At 58.3% G+C, this 16,322-nt stretch carries 15 protein-coding genes; 4 read left to right on the top strand and 11 right to left on the bottom strand.

What is annotated here, in order from left to right; translation table 11 throughout:
- The first annotated feature begins 69 nt into the window (after positions 1 to 69).
- Positions 70 to 975 (top strand): UTP--glucose-1-phosphate uridylyltransferase GalU, encoded by a 906-nt coding sequence (gene galU / locus UN63_RS08300; RefSeq protein WP_104486308.1) that lies wholly within the window; start codon positions 70 to 72, stop codon positions 973 to 975.
- Positions 976 to 999: 24 nt separating this feature from the next.
- Here the strand turns inward: galU and UN63_RS08295 are convergent, their stop codons facing one another.
- Complete coding sequence (locus tag UN63_RS08295; RefSeq protein ID WP_104486307.1) at positions 1,000 to 1,974, bottom strand: response regulator; 975 nt, start codon at positions 1,972 to 1,974, stop codon at positions 1,000 to 1,002.
- A 138-nt stretch (positions 1,975 to 2,112) separates the two neighbouring features.
- Between UN63_RS08295 and UN63_RS08290 the strand changes: the two genes are divergently transcribed.
- The 3 genes from UN63_RS08290 to UN63_RS08280 all read left to right on the top strand — a co-directional run bounded on the left by UN63_RS08290 (position 2,113) and on the right by UN63_RS08280 (position 6,537).
- On the top strand, positions 2,113 to 2,793 hold the full coding sequence (locus tag UN63_RS08290; protein ID WP_104486306.1) for a DnaT-like ssDNA-binding domain-containing protein: 681 nt from the start codon (positions 2,113 to 2,115) through the stop codon (positions 2,791 to 2,793).
- The gene (locus UN63_RS08285; protein WP_104486305.1) at positions 2,777 to 3,622 is read left to right on the top strand and encodes a DnaA ATPase domain-containing protein; all 846 of its coding nucleotides are present in this window, start codon (positions 2,777 to 2,779) and stop codon (positions 3,620 to 3,622) included. Before UN63_RS08290 ends, UN63_RS08285 begins: the two co-directional genes overlap by 17 nt.
- Before the next feature lie 101 nt (positions 3,623 to 3,723).
- Complete coding sequence (locus tag UN63_RS08280) at positions 3,724 to 6,537, top strand: HD domain-containing phosphohydrolase (protein ID WP_181068210.1); 2,814 nt, start codon at positions 3,724 to 3,726, stop codon at positions 6,535 to 6,537.
- An 86-nt stretch (positions 6,538 to 6,623) separates the two neighbouring features.
- Here the strand turns inward: UN63_RS08280 and UN63_RS08275 are convergent, their stop codons facing one another.
- The 10 genes from UN63_RS08275 to ubiH form a co-directional block, all read right to left on the bottom strand.
- Positions 6,624 to 6,866, bottom strand: a complete 243-nt coding sequence (locus UN63_RS08275; protein ID WP_104486303.1) for a hypothetical protein — start codon at positions 6,864 to 6,866, stop codon at positions 6,624 to 6,626.
- A gap of 4 nt (positions 6,867 to 6,870) precedes the next feature.
- Positions 6,871 to 7,266, bottom strand: a complete 396-nt coding sequence (locus UN63_RS08270) for a phage holin family protein (protein WP_104486302.1) — start codon at positions 7,264 to 7,266, stop codon at positions 6,871 to 6,873.
- Positions 7,267 to 7,397: 131 nt separating this feature from the next.
- Positions 7,398 to 7,709: an ElaB/YgaM/YqjD family protein gene (locus UN63_RS08265; RefSeq protein WP_104486301.1), complete on the bottom strand. Its 312-nt coding sequence runs from the start codon at positions 7,707 to 7,709 to the stop codon at positions 7,398 to 7,400.
- A gap of 193 nt (positions 7,710 to 7,902) precedes the next feature.
- Positions 7,903 to 8,376 (bottom strand): hypothetical protein, encoded by a 474-nt coding sequence (locus UN63_RS08260; protein WP_219821095.1) that lies wholly within the window; start codon positions 8,374 to 8,376, stop codon positions 7,903 to 7,905.
- Between the two features lie 120 nt (positions 8,377 to 8,496).
- Positions 8,497 to 8,886: a host attachment protein gene (locus tag UN63_RS08255; protein ID WP_104486300.1), complete on the bottom strand. Its 390-nt coding sequence runs from the start codon at positions 8,884 to 8,886 to the stop codon at positions 8,497 to 8,499.
- A 217-nt stretch (positions 8,887 to 9,103) separates the two neighbouring features.
- Positions 9,104 to 11,986 carry an aminomethyl-transferring glycine dehydrogenase gene (gene gcvP, locus UN63_RS08250; protein ID WP_104486299.1) on the bottom strand — a complete coding sequence of 961 codons (2,883 nt, stop codon included), beginning with the start codon at positions 11,984 to 11,986 and terminating at the stop codon, positions 9,104 to 9,106.
- A 276-nt stretch (positions 11,987 to 12,262) separates the two neighbouring features.
- On the bottom strand, positions 12,263 to 12,652 hold the full coding sequence (gene gcvH / locus UN63_RS08240; RefSeq protein ID WP_104486297.1) for a glycine cleavage system protein GcvH: 390 nt from the start codon (positions 12,650 to 12,652) through the stop codon (positions 12,263 to 12,265).
- 32 nt (positions 12,653 to 12,684) lie between these two features.
- A complete protein-coding gene (gene gcvT / locus UN63_RS08235) occupies positions 12,685 to 13,788 on the bottom strand; it encodes a glycine cleavage system aminomethyltransferase GcvT (protein WP_104486296.1) in 1,104 nt (367 codons plus the stop codon).
- Positions 13,789 to 14,108: 320 nt separating this feature from the next.
- Complete coding sequence (locus UN63_RS08230; RefSeq protein ID WP_104486295.1) at positions 14,109 to 15,320, bottom strand: FAD-dependent oxidoreductase; 1,212 nt, start codon at positions 15,318 to 15,320, stop codon at positions 14,109 to 14,111.
- Positions 15,321 to 15,323: 3 nt separating this feature from the next.
- Positions 15,324 to 16,322 (bottom strand): 2-octaprenyl-6-methoxyphenyl hydroxylase (ubiH, locus tag UN63_RS08225; protein ID WP_104486294.1); only part of this gene is annotated, 999 nt, incomplete at its 5' end.

Raw genomic sequence — 16,322 nt, 5'->3', positions numbered from 1 at the left:
CGCTATTGGTTATCATAGGCGCCCATTATTTTTTTGATGACACTCATGCCTGCAACGACGCCTCAAAACATGCCTTCACAATCCTCGATTCGTAAGGCGGTGATCCCGGTCGCTGGCCTGGGCACTCGTATGCTGCCCGCTACCAAGGCCATCCCCAAGGAAATGCTGCCGGTGGTCGACAAGCCCCTGATCCAATATGTGGTGAATGAAGCCGTACAGGCCGGGATCAAGGAAATCGTGCTGGTCACCCACGCCAGTAAAAATTCCATCGAAAACCACTTTGATACCAGCTTCGAGCTGGAAGCCACCCTGGAAAAACGGGTGAAACGGCAGTTGCTCGAAGAAGTACAGAAAATCTGCCCTCCCGACGTGACCATAATGCATGTACGCCAGGGCGAGGCCAAGGGTCTGGGCCATGCCATTCTTTGCGCCCGCCCGCTGGTCGGCGACGCTCCCTTTGCCGTGCTGCTGCCCGACGTGCTGATCGATGATGCGGGCTGCAACCTGCAGCAGGATAATCTGGCGGCCATGATCCGGGCCTTTGGCGACAACGGCCACAGCCAGATTCTGGTGGAGCCGGTGGCTGACGAGCTGGTCGATCAGTTCGGTATTGTCGATATCGGCGGTTATCAGCTGGGTCAGGGAGAGTCGGCGCCGATTGAAGCAATGATAGAAAAACCGCAGCGGCAGGAAGCGCCTTCCAATCTGGCGGTGGTGGGCCGTTATGTGCTGTCGGTCGACATCTGGCCACTGCTAAGCAAGACCCCGCTCGGCAAGGGCGATGAAATCCAGCTGACCGACAGCATCGCCATGCTGATGGCGCAACAGCCGGTAGATGCCCATCATATTACCGGCAAGAGTCACGATTGCGGCAGCAAGCTTGGGCTCATGGTGGCCAATGTTGAATATGGCCTGCGCCATCCCGAGCTGGGACCCGCCCTCACCGACTACCTGCAACAGCTCAATTTGCGGTAAGCCACTTCAGTAACGACCATGGTTTCAACACTGACCATGGCGAGCCGTCAGCTGGATTTCACCGCCAAAGCCGCCATGCAAGGTCAGGTCGAAGGGAAAAGAACAGGGGTAGCTAAGCTGGCTGGCGCTGAAGGTTCCCGCTCCCAGCGGGCCAGCATCACACCGGGCCAGCCAGTCATTGCCGGTCATACCGCCATTGGCCATCATCACCTTGTTGCTGCTGGCCTGTAACCGGAATAACGCCAGGTTCACCCGGCAGTTCAGCCCCGCATCCAGGATCAGACGATTGATGTATTCCAGGGTGCGGCCCGGGTTGTTCAGCAGGGAACCCGGCTGAATCTGATGCTGACGCTGGGGCTCATGCAACAGAAAGGCAATCAGCGTCATCACCGCAGGGGTATCCATACTCAACGGGTCGAACTCCGCCAGCAGAAGCAACAGATCCTGATCCAGCCTGACATAGTCGGCGAGCAACCAGGGTGAGCTTTGCCGACAGCTAAGCTGCCAGGTTCCCAGATCGCGCTCCGGCAACTGACGCAAGCCCTGACACAGACGACTGGCGGCCATGTCTTCCCGACGAAAGAACGCCAGATGTTCGTTCAGTTCATCGAATATCCGCCGCAGATCAGGCTTGAGACAGGCGGTAATGGCATCAAACACCTGCCGCCAGTTACGAATAGGCTTGATCAGATAATCTCCGGCACCGGCCCGCAGCGCCTGCGCCACATCGACCATCTTCAACCGAGCGGAAATCGCAATCACGGGCAGCACCGGATAGCATCGTTTCAGGCGGGTTATCACCTCGAGACCATTCGGTGCCGCCAGCAGCAAATTGATCAAGACCAGATCAGGTGCCTGCTCCCCCGCCAGCCGTATGCCTTCGTCGCCATTGTCCACTTCGATCACTCTGGCGCCCCACAATTCAAGGTAGGTCACCATCAACCGACGGAACACGGGGTCATCTTCTATGAGCAGAATAAGCGGGGAACGTTCAAACATCAGATTAGGTAACAGAGTAATGGGGGATATACTGAGCCTAGCCGAATTTCGGCCGCTCGGCAGGGGCTCCGTCATGGTGGCTGTATTCTATTGCGGCTTTGTTGGATAATAGCCTCCTCATTCGATCACAGTGGCACTATGACACCGGCAGAATATCAGGCGCTGACCTCTCCCAAACTGTCTCACCCGGCCCGCAGCCTGTATCAGCTCTATCTCAGACATCTGGCGCGAGGGGATAATACCCAACCGCTGGATTACCCCTTGCTGGGCAAGGCGCTGGCTGTGCAGGGCGACGGGGAATATCGCTATCGCGTCACGCCGATGGATCTGACCGGGCTGGTCGATGAGCTGCTGGAGGCAGGCTTGCTGAGTGTGGTGCATAATCCTCACCCCCAGCATTATCACGGGGCCGTGTTCTCGCTGCCACTGAAACAGCTCGAAGGGCTGGCCCCGCTGCCATCTCGCCAGTTTGCCATGCACCCACAGTGGCGCCCGGACGAACAGTTCGAGGGCCTGGCCAGACTCTGTGGTCTGCTCGACAGCCATATCGATGAAACCGAGCTGGGCGAGTTTATTGCCTACTGGCTGGGCCGGCCCGAAGTATTTGAAAACCAGCATCAGTGGATGCTGAAACTGGTACGCAAACTCAAGAATCAGCGCAGTATCAAGCGCGCGCCAGCGCCGCAGGATAACGGTGGCTACCAGCAGTTGCCGGCCAAAATCGACGCAGGCCCCAGCAAACGGGCCCGTGAAATGATGGCCGAAGCCCAACGTCTCAGCCCGGATAACCAGGAAGACCGCAATGAAAAAGACACCTGAAGAAATTGCCGCCGACCTGAACGACATTGCTCGTCGTCGACGCCGCCCGAAACCACAGAAAGACATATCACCGACTGCCGCCGGTGGCGATGTGAAGGGGCTACTGGGCCGACTGCAGCGGCTGCGGGCCGGTGGTAACCTGCCCGAATACGATTATCTCGACCTCAAGCGCCAGTATGAACAGCAGGCGAATATCGAGGTGCGCCAGGCTCAGAAAGAGGCGCAACAGAAACGTACCGAACGTTTGCTGGCCCAGGCTGATCTCAACCCGGAGTGGGTGTTCGACAACATGGACCGCGACGATCCTGTGCTGAGCCATCATATCGATACCGCCCATCATTTCATCAACGCCTTCGATCACTGGGAAGAGAAAGGCGGTGCCGCCATTCTAATCTATGGCGACTTCGGTACTGGCAAATCGACCCTGGCCGGGGCCATTGCCCACGATCTGATCTACCAGCACCAGAAGTCGGTGATTTTTCAGCAATGGGCCTCGGTGGTGGACAGGCTGTTTTTCGGGGTAATAGAAGATCAGGAAAGCCGCAACCAGTATCGACGTGCGCTGGAAGAAGTCGACTTGCTGGTGCTTGATGAAGTGGCCGCCAACCGCACCCGACTGGCCGAAAGCCAATCCAGCTTTCTCGGCCATCTGCTGCGTCGCCGGCGCAACCTGGCCAAAAGCGTCATCATCATCACCAACCATGATCCCCAGGCCCTGCACCGGGCGTTAGGCGATTTCTGCTTCGAGGCCATCAAGGCCTTTCATCCGGTCGACATCGCCCTGAACGGCCCCAGCCGACGACCCGATATCGGTGACTACCGAAGTTAAGTCTCGCTGCAGTTAAAGCAGGTGACTGCAAGCAAAGATACCAATGGCAGCCCTCTGATCGGCAACTACGCTTATGACTGTTCTGGTTACGGATGCCGGCCATGCCTCCTTTCTATTCACGTTTCAGCCTGCGGGTATACATCACCTGCATGTTTGCTACCCTGGTCATTCTGCTGGGTACCGTGCTTATCTATGCGCAGCACCGCCATAACAGCGCTTTTCTGCTGGCCAACAGCGAACACCGCCTGAGCGTACTGAAAAGCCAGCTGAGCCAACGGCTGGAACACGAACTGAGTAACATTAATACCAGCTTGACCCTGATGCGCGCCAATGGCGTCACCCTCGTCGGCACAGAGCAGGAGCCAGCTCGCTGGTGGCCCCTGTTGCATCCCTTGCTGGCCGCCAGCCCTCAGGTCACCGCTTTCTATGTGGGCGAATACGATGGCCGTATGCTGGTGTTTCGCATCATGCACGATCAACAAATGCGCACTGCCTTCGCCGCACCACAAGCCGCCGATTTGGTGCTGGAGATCATGACGCCGGGCAGTGCCACCCGGCGCTTCTATTTCGACCGCACTTATAGGATGGTCGACGAGGTCGAATTCTACGCCGAGTCCTTCGATAGCCGTACCCGCCCCTGGTTCGATTCCACCCTGGCGCAACCGGGTCTGCACATCACCCCGCCCTACCTTTTTCACGCGTCACAAAAACAGGGGATTACCCTGTCTCTGGGCGATGCCACCCAGCAACGGGTGTGGGCAGCCGATTTACTGCTGAGCGAGCTGGATGCACAGCTCGAACAGGGATTACCAGAGGCCCGCACCCTGCTGTTGCTGGCGCCGGAATTTCAGATACTGGCCGGCAGCCAGCCCGACTCGGTATCCGACGATGTTCAACCGGCCTTTAATGGCCTGGAGGGCTTCGAGGTACTGTCGAGCCAACCCGATCGAGAAAGCTGGACGGTCGAGCTGAACGGTGACCTCTGGCTGGGTCAGCAGATACCGCTGACCCTGGCCGCCGGCAACAACGGCACCCTGGATTTGCGGCTATCCACGCTGATCCCCTATCGCAAACTGATGGCGGAAGCGCTGAACTTTGGTCGCTCCCAGGCGTGGTTGACGCTGCTGATTGTGGCATTAAGCCTGCCGGTGGTCATCATGGCATCTCGTGCTATCTCGCGCCCCTTGCGACAAATGGCGGAAGACTTGAAAGGGATTCAGGAATTCGACTTTGACGGTCTTAAAGAACGACACTACTTCTACCAGGAGCTGGATGCCCAGGCCCACGCCATCACGCTGATGCATCGGACCCTGGCCGGCTTTATTCAGGAACTGCACAGCCTGTCGCAGAGCGATGATTTCAACAACATGCTGCAACGGCTCAGCCAGGGTATACAACATCTGAGCGGCGGACAACGCTGTCTGGTTTACCGGGCCAGGCAACAAGAAAACGCACACTGCCTGGTGTTACTGGATAAGGAGCAGGAACAGCAACATCAGATCCCCCTGCCCGACAATGCCGGGCCCGACGAGCTGTCGGCACTGCTCCTGCAAACACTGGAAGGCCATGGCCTGCGATTTGAGCCGCCCTGGCTTTTGTATGATCGCTTTGGCAAGCTCAACGGCGCCATTATGCTTGGCCTGAGCTACGGGACAGCCCGCCTTTCTGCCGGTAAACGTCGCTTTATCTCCCATTACAGCGAATTCGCCAATCTGGCACTGGAAGACATGGCTTTGTTTGAACAGCAGCAGAAAATGACCGAATCGATGATCCGCGTCATCGCCTCCGCCATCGACGCCAAGTCCCCCTACACCAGCGGTCATTGTCAGCGAGTGCCGGAGCTGACCCTGATGCTGGCCCGCGCCGCCCACCACAGCGAGACCGGCAACTATGCGGATTTTCGGCTTTCCGAGCAGGAGTGGGAGGCGCTCTACCTGGCCTCCTGGCTGCACGATTGCGGCAAGGTGGTGACCCCGGAACATGTAATAGACAAGGCCACCAAGCTGGAGACCATTTATAACCGGCTGCACGAAATAAGGACCAGGTTCGAGGTACTCAAGCGCGATGCGGACATCATTTACTGGCAGGGTCGGGCCGACGGCGAGGACGAGCACCGGCTTGCGTCGATACGGGCAGATCAGCACCGGCAACTGGATGAGGACTTCACCTTTATCGCCAACCTGAACCAGGGCGGTGAAACGGTCAGCCAGACACAACTTGAGCGCCTGAACCGCATCGCCGAGCGGCGCTGGCTACGCACCCTGGACAATACACTGGGACTGTCGTGGGAAGAAGAACAACGACGCGGCGACATCGAGCCGGTACCGGCATGGGAACCGCTGCTGGCCGACAAGCCCTGGCATCGGCTCCCCTACCCGACCAAGGAGCGCATCGACCACGACAATCTCTGGGGGATTACCCTGGTGCAGCCCGAACTCAAGCTGGATCTGGGAGAGCACTATAACCTGGCCATTGCCCGGGGCACCCTGACCCCGGAAGAGCGCTACACCATCAATGCCCACATGGTGCATACCCTGATCATGCTGAGCGAACTGCACTATCCCGATCACCTCGGCGAAGTCCCCATGCTGGCCGCCGGTCATCATGAGCGCATGGACGGCCAGGGCTATCCGCGCAGCCTGAAGGCCGGTGAATTGCCGTTACAGGCGCGCATGATGGCGCTGGCCGATGTATTTGAGGCCCTGACCGCCGCCGACCGCCCCTACAAAAAGCCCAAGAGTCTGAGCGAGGCGCTGACCATAATGGCGACCATGGTCAAGAAGCAGCACCTGGACCCCGGACTGTTTCGCTTTTTTGTCGAGCAGGAAATCTATCTGCAATACGGAAGCCGCTTTCTCGCACCCGAGCAGCTGGATCCGGTAAACAAACAGCAGATACTGGATTTAATGTGTTGAACGCAATTCAGGTAAGCAGAAGTAAGAAATATCCCGGTACCTGGACTCTGGTACCGGTTTCGGTTTCGGCATGAATGAAAGCCGACTCAGAAGCGCAGGTAGATGACCGCCAGCAAGGCCCCGCCCAGTAGTAGCTTGTTTCTGAGCTTGCGGGGCATGTTGGCCAGCCGCCATACCAGCCCGGCCCTGGGCAGCTGGCTGGCCATCTGCCACAAACCGGACTCGCTTTGTTGCTGCTGCCGACGCAATTGATTGGTCAGCAGCTTCAGCCGCAGCGCCTCCGCCTTCAGCTGTAATAACTGTTGTTCCTGTTGTAACGACTTGTGCATAGACTCAGTCCTTCAAAGACCAATCGGACATGTTTTTTTTGCCCTGAATATAGGCGACATCTTCCTGCAGCTCGTGCAGCGTCTCGGCCAGAAATTTGCGCTGGCTGGCGAGGTTGCGGGCGATGGACCAGAAAGCCCCGCACATCAGCAGCAGCAAACCCGCCGACAGCCCGAAAAACACCCACAATTTGGCCGTATGGGACAGCACCAGATTCAGACCGAACAGCAGGCTGATGTAAGACATGAAGAACAGAAAAACCGCCGCCAGCGCCAGTATACCGAGCCGCACCATCCGCTCCTTCTGGGCGACAAACTCGATGCGGGCCATCTTGAAGCGGACAAACAACAGCTCGGTAATGGTATGCAACAACTCCTTCAACGAATTGATCTGGCCACTCATTGAATCTTCCTTATGGCGTAAATCTCCGCTTGGGCGGCGCTGAACATTGCCGCCCGAGGACTTTATCCTGCCTGCTACGCAACTGGCCGCCCGCTGTGGGCCTGGCCATCACACCAACAGGCAGCAACGACTCACCGGCGGCTCAGCAAGGCCCCCAGCACCAGCCCGACCAAGGCCGCAATGCCCATGGCATGATAGGGTTTGCTGTGCACCAGATCATCGGTCTGCGCCGCCGCCTGACGGGTACGCTCCACCACTGAACCTTCCAGCTCCGAAAACTGCTTCTGCGCCCGACCCAGCTGGGCTTTCAGCTTTTCTTTCAGCGCCTTGCCTTCCTTGGTGCCATCATCGACTGCCGCCTGATAGAGTGCTTCGGCGTCTTTGAGTACCTGCTTGACGTCATCCATCAATACCGCTCTTTCCGCTTCGTAGTTCCGGCTCATGTCGCCTCCTTGTCTCGTCAGAAATAAACACTTTGATTACGCTGCACAGTGTCTGTTCACCATATCCACTAACCGGCGAAGTAGCCAGTCCACCACCATATTTTTGGCCATTAACGAAGCTTTCAACGACTGGAGCTGACCGATGACTCCCATTTGGAAGAGAGCAAAATACCGGTCTCGATACGGCCATCGATTAGTCTGCCACCGTCAGGCGGTAGTCGGGGGTGGTATTCAACGGGCAGGAATAAAGATATTCGCCGGGTTCAAGCTCGATGTCATAATCCCGGCTGGCTCCGGTCACCAGACCGCCGCCGGAGACGCTGGGCAACAGCGCCCTATCCAGCAGACTGGCTCCCCGCAGCCAGAACCCCAACTCGTAGGGCACATCCCTGTTGTGCACCCTGAAGATATAGCGACCGGGTTCCAGCTCCAGCGTGCGAGCCCGGGCCAGACGCTCAACGGCGGTCTCGGCATTGATACGATCACAATCGGCCTTGCTACGAGTGACATAGCCGTGATCGACGCCGTTCTCGCTTTCTATAAACTGGCAACCGGTCTGAGTCAGCTCGATTACCCTGGCCGTGTCGGCCTGCCCGACGACAGGCACAGCCAGCAGCAATAAGCAAAAGCCGGCGCGTATCAGTGAGTAGCAAAAGGATCTGTACATAGGAGCCTCCTTAACCGAATGCCCGGTCATTCCTCCTGTTTACGAAGCTTGATGACTCAAGCCGGAACTCACCAGAGGTAGGTTCCGGCAGTTGAAGCGGAATCAGGATGCAAGGGCGAGTCAGGCGAAGGCGGCAATCACCTCGCTATGAGACGCACCGCTCAAATTTTTATCCAGATCCCTGTATAAAGCCTTGCGCAGATGATCATCCATAACCTCGCGTAATAAGCCGAGAAACTGAGGCGGGGCCGCAAGATAAAAGCCCCGAATTTCATTGGTGTCGAGGGCATGACGAATCCGGCCGATAATGTCACGCGCAAAGCGCTGGTTCTCGGTATGTCGAGGGTCGCTTATCTCCGGAATTCTCAATACGTCGCTGGTCAGCTCACTCGCCTTTAAACGCGCTTCAGGATGGGCAAGGTCCATTACCTCCTCAAACACGCCTTCGATCCTGTCTTGCAGGTAAACAACGGCTTTTGAAGCATCAGCCACTACGATCCAGTCTGCCATATCGCACCTCCTGTTGAGGATAGGAACATCCAAGGGTAGTTAAGATTCCTAAGTATCGTCCATTTTTCACAAACCACATCGCGGACTTGAGTGCGACTTTGATCTGGCTGATATTGATACCGGCAAAAAAAAGCCCTGCTGAATAGCAGGGCTTTTTACAAGGGTTTCCAACTTAATTGTCGGTCTCCAACTTAAATGGTCGTGATCACCTTATCGCTTACTCGCCGTAGGCTTCGGTCGGCAAACAACTGCAGAACAGGTTGCGGTCGCCGTACACATCGTCGATGCGGTTGACGGTCGGCCAGAACTTGGAACGGCGCACGTCGTCGGACGGGAACACCGCCAGCTCGCGGCTGTAGGCACGGTTCCACTCGCTGTCCATTACATCATCCTGAGTATGCGGCGCATTGACCAGGGGGTTATCTTCCAGGGTCCAGGTGCCGTTTTCTACCTGACGGATTTCTTCGCGGATCTGCTTCATGGCGAAGATGAAGCGGTCGATCTCTTCCTTGGACTCGGATTCGGTCGGCTCGATCATCAGGGTGCCGGCCACAGGGAAGCTCATGGTCGGCGCGTGGAAGCCATAGTCGTTGAGGCGCTTGGCCACATCCATTTCGCTGATGCCGCTGGCTTCCTTCAGGGGACGCAGATCCACGATGCACTCGTGGGCGACGCGGTCGTTACGACCGGTATAGAGGATGGGGTAATCCTCGGCCAGGCTCTTCATCAGGTAGTTGGCGTTGAGAATGGCCAGCTGAGTGGAGCGTTTCAAACCTTCGTCACCCAGCAGCGCGGTATACATCCAGCTGATGGGCAAGATGCTGGCAGAGCCGAACGGGGCGGCAGACACGGCGCCGTTGTCACGGCTTTCCTTGTCGGTTTTCACCACCGCATGGCCGGCCACGAAGGGTGCCAGATGTGCTTTAATACCGATGGGGCCCATGCCCGGGCCGCCGCCGCCGTGCGGAATGGCGAAGGTCTTGTGCAGGTTGAGGTGCGATACATCGCCGCCGATGAAGCCGGGTGAGGTAATACCCACCTGGGCGTTCATGTTGGCGCCGTCCATGTACACCTGGCCGCCGTAGCTGTGAATGACTTCACACATCTCGCGGATGCTCTCTTCGTACACGCCGTGGGTAGACGGATAGGTCGCCATGATACAGGACAGGTTCTCGCCTGCTTCAGCTGCCTTGGACTTGAGGTCCGCCATGTCGACGTTGCCTTTCTTGTCGCAGGCCACGACGATCACCTTCATGTTGGCCATCTGGGCAGAGGCCGGGTTGGTGCCGTGGGCAGAGCTCGGGATCAGGCAGATATCACGGTGGCCTTCGTTACGGGACTCGTGATATTTCTTGATGGCCAGCAGGCCGGCATACTCACCCTGGGCGCCCGAGTTGGGCTGAATGCAGATGGCGTCGTAACCGGTGACCTTCACCAGCCAGTCTTCCAGCTCGGCAATGATCTGCTGATAGCCCTGGGTCTGATCCAGCGGCGCGAAGGGGTGGATCTGGGCCAGTTCGGGCCAGCTCACCGGCACCATTTCGGCAGTGGCGTTGAGCTTCATGGTACAGGAGCCCAATGAAATCATGCCGTAGTTGAGTGCCAGATCTTTCATTTCCAGCTTGTGGATGTAGCGCAGCATCTCGGTTTCGGAGTGATACTTGTTGAACACTTCGTGGGTCAGGATTGCATTGTCACGCTTGAGCTCGGCCGGGATCGAATTGGTGCCGGCAGCGGCTTTGGTATCCAGTACTTCTACGTCCAGGCCATGGCCTTCGCCAAGGAAGATATCGAACAGCTCGGCCACATCATTACGGCTGGTGGTTTCGGACAGAGACACTCCCAAGGCGCCGTTCAGATCGGTGCGCAGGTTGACGCCTTTGGCCAGTGCACGGGCGTTGATGGCGTCTTTGTCTGCACTGATCACGGTCAGGGTGTCGAACCAGGTGTCGTGCTTGAGGGCCACGCCCTTGGACTGGAGGCCCAGCGCCAGAATATCGGTCAGGCGGTGTACCCGGTTGGCAATACGCTTGAGACCTTCCGGACCGTGATAGACGGCGAAGAAGCTGGACATGTTGGCCAGCAGCACCTGAGCGGTACAGATGTTGGAGTTGGCCTTTTCGCGGCGGATATGCTGCTCGCGGGTCTGCATCGCCATGCGCAGGGCCGGCTTGCCACGGGTGTCCTTGGACACGCCGATAATACGGCCCGGCAGCGAGCGCTTGTGGGCGTCACGAGTGGCAAAGAAGGCAGCGTGCGGGCCACCGTAGCCCATGGGCACCCCAAAACGCTGGGCGTTGCCCAGTACCACGTCGGCACCCAGGGCACCCGGGGCTTTCAGCAGCACCAGAGACAGAATATCTGCGGCCACACAGGCAATGCCCTTCTGGCTCTGTACCTTTTCGATCAGACCCTTGATGTCGCGGATCTGGCCGGTAGTAGACGGATACTGGAACAGGGCGCCGAACACCTGGTGCTCGACCACGGCATCGGCCGGGGCCACCACTATTTCAAAACCGTAGTGTTCGGCACGTTCCTTGACCACGTCAATGGTCTGAGGGTGCACGTCATCACCGATGAAGAAGATGTTGGCTTTCTTGTTCTTGCTGACGCGCTTGGCCAGGGCCATGGCCTCGGCGGCGGCGGTGGCTTCGTCCAGCAGCGAGGCGCTGGCCAGATCCAGACCGGTCAGGTCCTGAGTCAGTTGCTGGAAATTGAGCAGTGCTTGCAGACGGCCCTGGGCAATCTCGGGCTGATAAGGGGTATAGGCGGTATACCAGCCCGGGTTTTCCAGCACGTTACGCTGAATCACCAGGGGCACATGGGTGTCGTGATAACCCATGCCGATATAGCTCTTGTTGACCTTGTTCTGCCGGGCCAGGGATTTCAGGTAAGACAGAGCCTCAACCTCGGTGCGGCTGGCACCGATGCCCAGCGGCTGGTCGTTGAGGATATTGGCGGGCACCGTCTGGTGGATCAGGTCGTCCAACGACTCGGCGCCCACCACGGCCAGCATCTCGGCTACATCTTGCTCGGTCGGGCCGATATGGCGACCGATAAAGGCATTATTCTGCTCAAGTTCAAACAAAGACTGGGTCATTTCTTCACTTCCTTAATAGGCCAGCAGCCCGGAAAAAACACAGGCGAGCGGCCCCTGGGGGGGTACTTGCCGGCAAGGTCTGGAAATTTGATTGCAGGGTCTGCTTTATTCGACCAAACACCACGGCGGGGCAGGATTTGATCAAGGAACATGGCTCCCGAGAGCAGCCGGAGCACAGGCGTTATCAAACAGAATTCGCCTATCTCGGCCGTCGGCTGGTCCATTGAAACAGACCCTGCGGGGCATTACAAAGCCCCCAAATAAGGGGGCTTGTGATTACTCTTCGTCGATGCTGCTTTCGTAGCCTTCTGCATCCAGCAGCTCGTCCAGATCGGACTCGTCGGCCAGCTTGATGCGGAACAGCCAGCCGTCACCGAAGGAGTCTGAGTTGACCAGCTCGGGGCTGTCTTCCAGATCTTCGTTTACGGCAATGATTTCACCGCTGACCGGCGCATAGATATCGGAGGCGGCTTTTACCGACTCGGCCACGGCGCAGTCTTCACCGGCATCGACGGTGCGGCCCACTTCGGGCAGTTCAACAAACACCATATCACCCAACAGCTCCTGCGCATGCTCGGTAATACCGACCACAGCCTCACCGTTAGCTTCCAGACGTACCCATTCATGGGAGCGGGCATACTTCAATTCACTGGGGATATTGCTCATCAGTTGTTCCTCTTGTTTCTTGAACTTGATTCTTAAAATTCGGCGACCGCTTTGCCGAAGCGTACGAAAGTCGGTTTTACTACCGACACCGGCATCCATTTTTTACGCATTTCAACTTCTGCATTGGCTCCTACAGAGCGCGGAACCCGCGCCAGGGCAATGCTGTGTCCCAGTGTAGGCGAGAAGGTACCGGAAGTGATAATGCCCTGCTGTTCCTGCCCCTGGTCGTCGGTAAAACGCACCGGGGTACCGGCGCGCAGCACGCCTTTTTCTTTCATCACCAGGCCCACCAGCTTGTGCTGCTCACCGGCGGCTTTCTGGGCTTCCAGGGCGGCACGACCGATAAAATCACGCTCGGCCGGTTCCCAGGCGATAGTCCAGGCCATGTTGGCGGCCAGCGGAGACACGGTTTCGTCCATGTCCTGACCATAGAGGTTCATGCCCGCTTCCAGGCGCAGGGTATCGCGAGAGCCGAGGCCGCAGGGCTGGACGCCGGCGTCCAGCAGGGCATTCCACAGGGCGGCGGCCTGGTCGACGGGCACCACGATTTCGTAGCCGTCTTCGCCGGTATAGCCGGTGGTGGCGATAAAGAGGTCGCCGGCTTGCACACCGAAGAAGGGCTTCATGTCTTCGACTGCGACATTTTGCCCGGCATTAAAGACCTGGGCGGCCTTGGCCTTGGCGTTGGGGCCCTGTACCGCGATCATCGCCAGCTCGGGGCGCTCGGTCAGGGTGACATCAAAGCCCTGGACCTGCTGGTTCATCCAGGCCAGATCCTTGTCGCGGGTGGCGGAGTTGACGATCATGCGATAGTCGTCGTCGGCGAAGAAATAGGTGATCAGATCATCAATCACACCGCCCTGCTCGTTGAGCATGCCGCTGTAGATGGCTTTGCCGGGCTGGGTGACGCGAGCCACATCGTTGGCCAGCAGTTTTTGCAGAAAGGGTTTCGCCTGGCTGCCCTTGACGTCGACGATGGTCATGTGGGAAACGTCGAACATGCCGGCGTCTTTACGCACAACATGGTGCTCCTCAAGTTGAGAACCATAGTTAATGGGCATATCCCAACCGTGAAAATCCACCATCTTGGCACCGGCTTCCAGGTGCTGAGGGTGCAAAACTGTTTGCTGAGTCATGGCGCTTCCTTTTATACCAGGCCTAGCCTGTGAGCGATAATCCGATATTGCACCCCGATTATACCCAAGCCGGCCCGGGATAAAACCGCACCGAGCCCAAAAAAAACTTATCGTTTCAGTATCAACCTCAAAGTGTGATCCAGCATGCAACAGTCGTTTCAACGAAAGGAAGTGCCAGTAGCGGCATTAACACCGCATAATTAACATTAATTTAATATTAAATGTGATCAAATGCCGATTAATAAGCATAAGCACAAGTAATGAGGAGATAAGCAGAGAAAATACACCCTCAAGAAAACTAATCCCGACAAGTACCCAGATTAGTTTTTCTCAGGTGTCGACAGCCTGGGTTGCAGCCCGCCGGTACCCAGTGCATGGGTGGCCAGCTTGCGTTTAAGCGGCGTCAGCCGGTCGGTCAGACTCAATCCCAGGCCACGCAGGCCGCGAACCAGCGGATGCGGATGGGTAAATAGGCGCTTAAGCCCTTCCATCGCCGCCAGCAGGGTCGCGGCTTCGGCCTTGCGCCAGCGCTCGAAGGATTTGAGCTCCGACAGGGCGCCGATGTCCCGCCCCTGACCATGCAGGGTTGCCAGTGTCTGGGACAGGGCGGCGGCATCCTGCAATCCCAGGTTGACGCCCTGCCCCGCCAGCGGATGTATGGTATGAGCCGCATCGCCGATCAGCGCCCAGCGTGGGCCGCAGAACTGCTGGCTGAAACGCGCCTTGAGCGGAATGGCCATGCGTGGCCCCAATACCTCGCACCGGCCCAGGCGCAAGTCGAAGTCATGAGACAGCACCTTGTTGAACTCGGCGTCTGATAACGCCAGCCGCTCCGACGCCTGTTCCGGCGCACAGGACCAGACGATGGAGCACTGATGCGGGTCGGCCAGCGGCAGAAATGCCAGAATATCGTTACCGCGGAAGATCTGCCGAGCGGTCCGGCCATGGGGCTCGGTGGTGGCCACCGTCGCCACCAGGGCGCTGTGGTCGTAGTCCCACTCGACCATGCCCGGTTGCAGCTGGTCACGCAGCCAGGAGCGGGCCCCGTCGGCGCCAACCAACAAACGACCGGTAATGGGGGTGCCGTTATCGAGCAGCACAAAGGCGCCCTGCTCGCTCACCGATACCGAGGCCGCTCGCGCCGGCATATGCAGGCTGATATGAGCACAATGACGAGCCCGGGCCAGCAGGCTTTGCTGCAACAGGCGATTTTCGACAATATGCCCCAGGTGAGGCTGATGCATCAGTGTGGCGGAAAACTCGATGCGGGCGGCGCTGTCGGCCTCCCACACTTCCATGTCGGTATAGGGGCCGAGCCGTTCTTTCTGGCTCGGCCAGGCCTGTAGCCGTTCGAGCAGAGTCTGGGACGCCAAATTGATGGCGCTGACTCTGTTGTCGGGAATGGACGGCAGTTCCGGGTCCGGTGTCTGACCTTCAATTACCGCCACTTTCAGGCCGCTGTCTTCCAGCGCCAGCGCCAGGGTCAGCCCCACCATGCCGCCGCCGATCACGATCACATCTGTCGCTTGCATGCCTTACCTCTTGCCCATGGCCCGCCAGGCCAGTTTGTCTTTGAAAGAGCCACTGGCCGCCATGGCCATCAGCCCCAGGTTACGTCCGGCGGCCAGCGCCGGATGATCGTTGGAGAACATCAACGCCAGCGCCGTGGTCAGGCCGACAATGGTCGACTGATCCGGCTGACGTGTCTGACCGTAGTCAGACAGCACCGGGTAACTGCCGATATCCCGTTCGTCTATCAACGCCTGACGCACGGAATCAACCAGGGCCGCCACGTCGCGCAGTCCCAGGTTGAACCCCTGCCCGGCGATAGGATGCAACAGGTGAGCCGCATTACCGACCAGCGCCACTCTGTGATGCCAGGGCCGCTCCACCTCATCCAGCGTCAACGGATAACAGTGCCGTTGGCCGGTGCGTTGCAGCCGGCCCAGCCGGTAGCCGAACTCCTGTTGCAACTGCTGCAGAAAGGTCTCGTCATCGAGGGTCATCAGCTGTTCGGCCCGTTCGGTGGACGCGCACCACACCAGCGAACAACGCCCCTCACCCATCGGCAACAGCGCGATGGGCCCTTCCCGAGTGAAACGTTCGAAGGCTCGGCCCTGATGCGGGACCGCGGTCTGCACATTGGCGATGATGGCACCCTGCCGATAGTCCAGCCGGCGGCTGGGAAGGCCCAGTTGCTGGCGCACCACGGAGCGACTGCCATCGGCGGCCAGCAGCAGCGAGGCCGCAAGCGATTGGCCGTCGGCAAGCGTCAACAAGACACGTTCGGGCTCTTGCACCAGGGTCTCGATACGGGCAGGACACAACAGCTCTATGGTGCTGCACTGCGTCATGTGCCGGTACAAAAGCCGCCCCACCGGGTGGAGTTCGACCACATAACCCAGCGCCGGCACCGGATAGTCGTCGGCACAGATATTCACCTGGCCAAAATGGCCCTGATCGGATACTTGGATATGGGTAATGGGGGTGATCAGATCGGACAACAGCGGCCACAACCCCAGCTGTTCCAGCAG

The sequence above is a fragment of the Oceanisphaera arctica genome (assembly GCF_002936955.1).
Taxonomy (GTDB): Bacteria; Pseudomonadota; Gammaproteobacteria; order Enterobacterales; family Aeromonadaceae; genus Oceanimonas; species Oceanimonas arctica.
The sequence above is the reverse complement of the archived record's forward strand: the minus strand, read 5'-3'. Positions and strand labels throughout refer to the sequence as shown.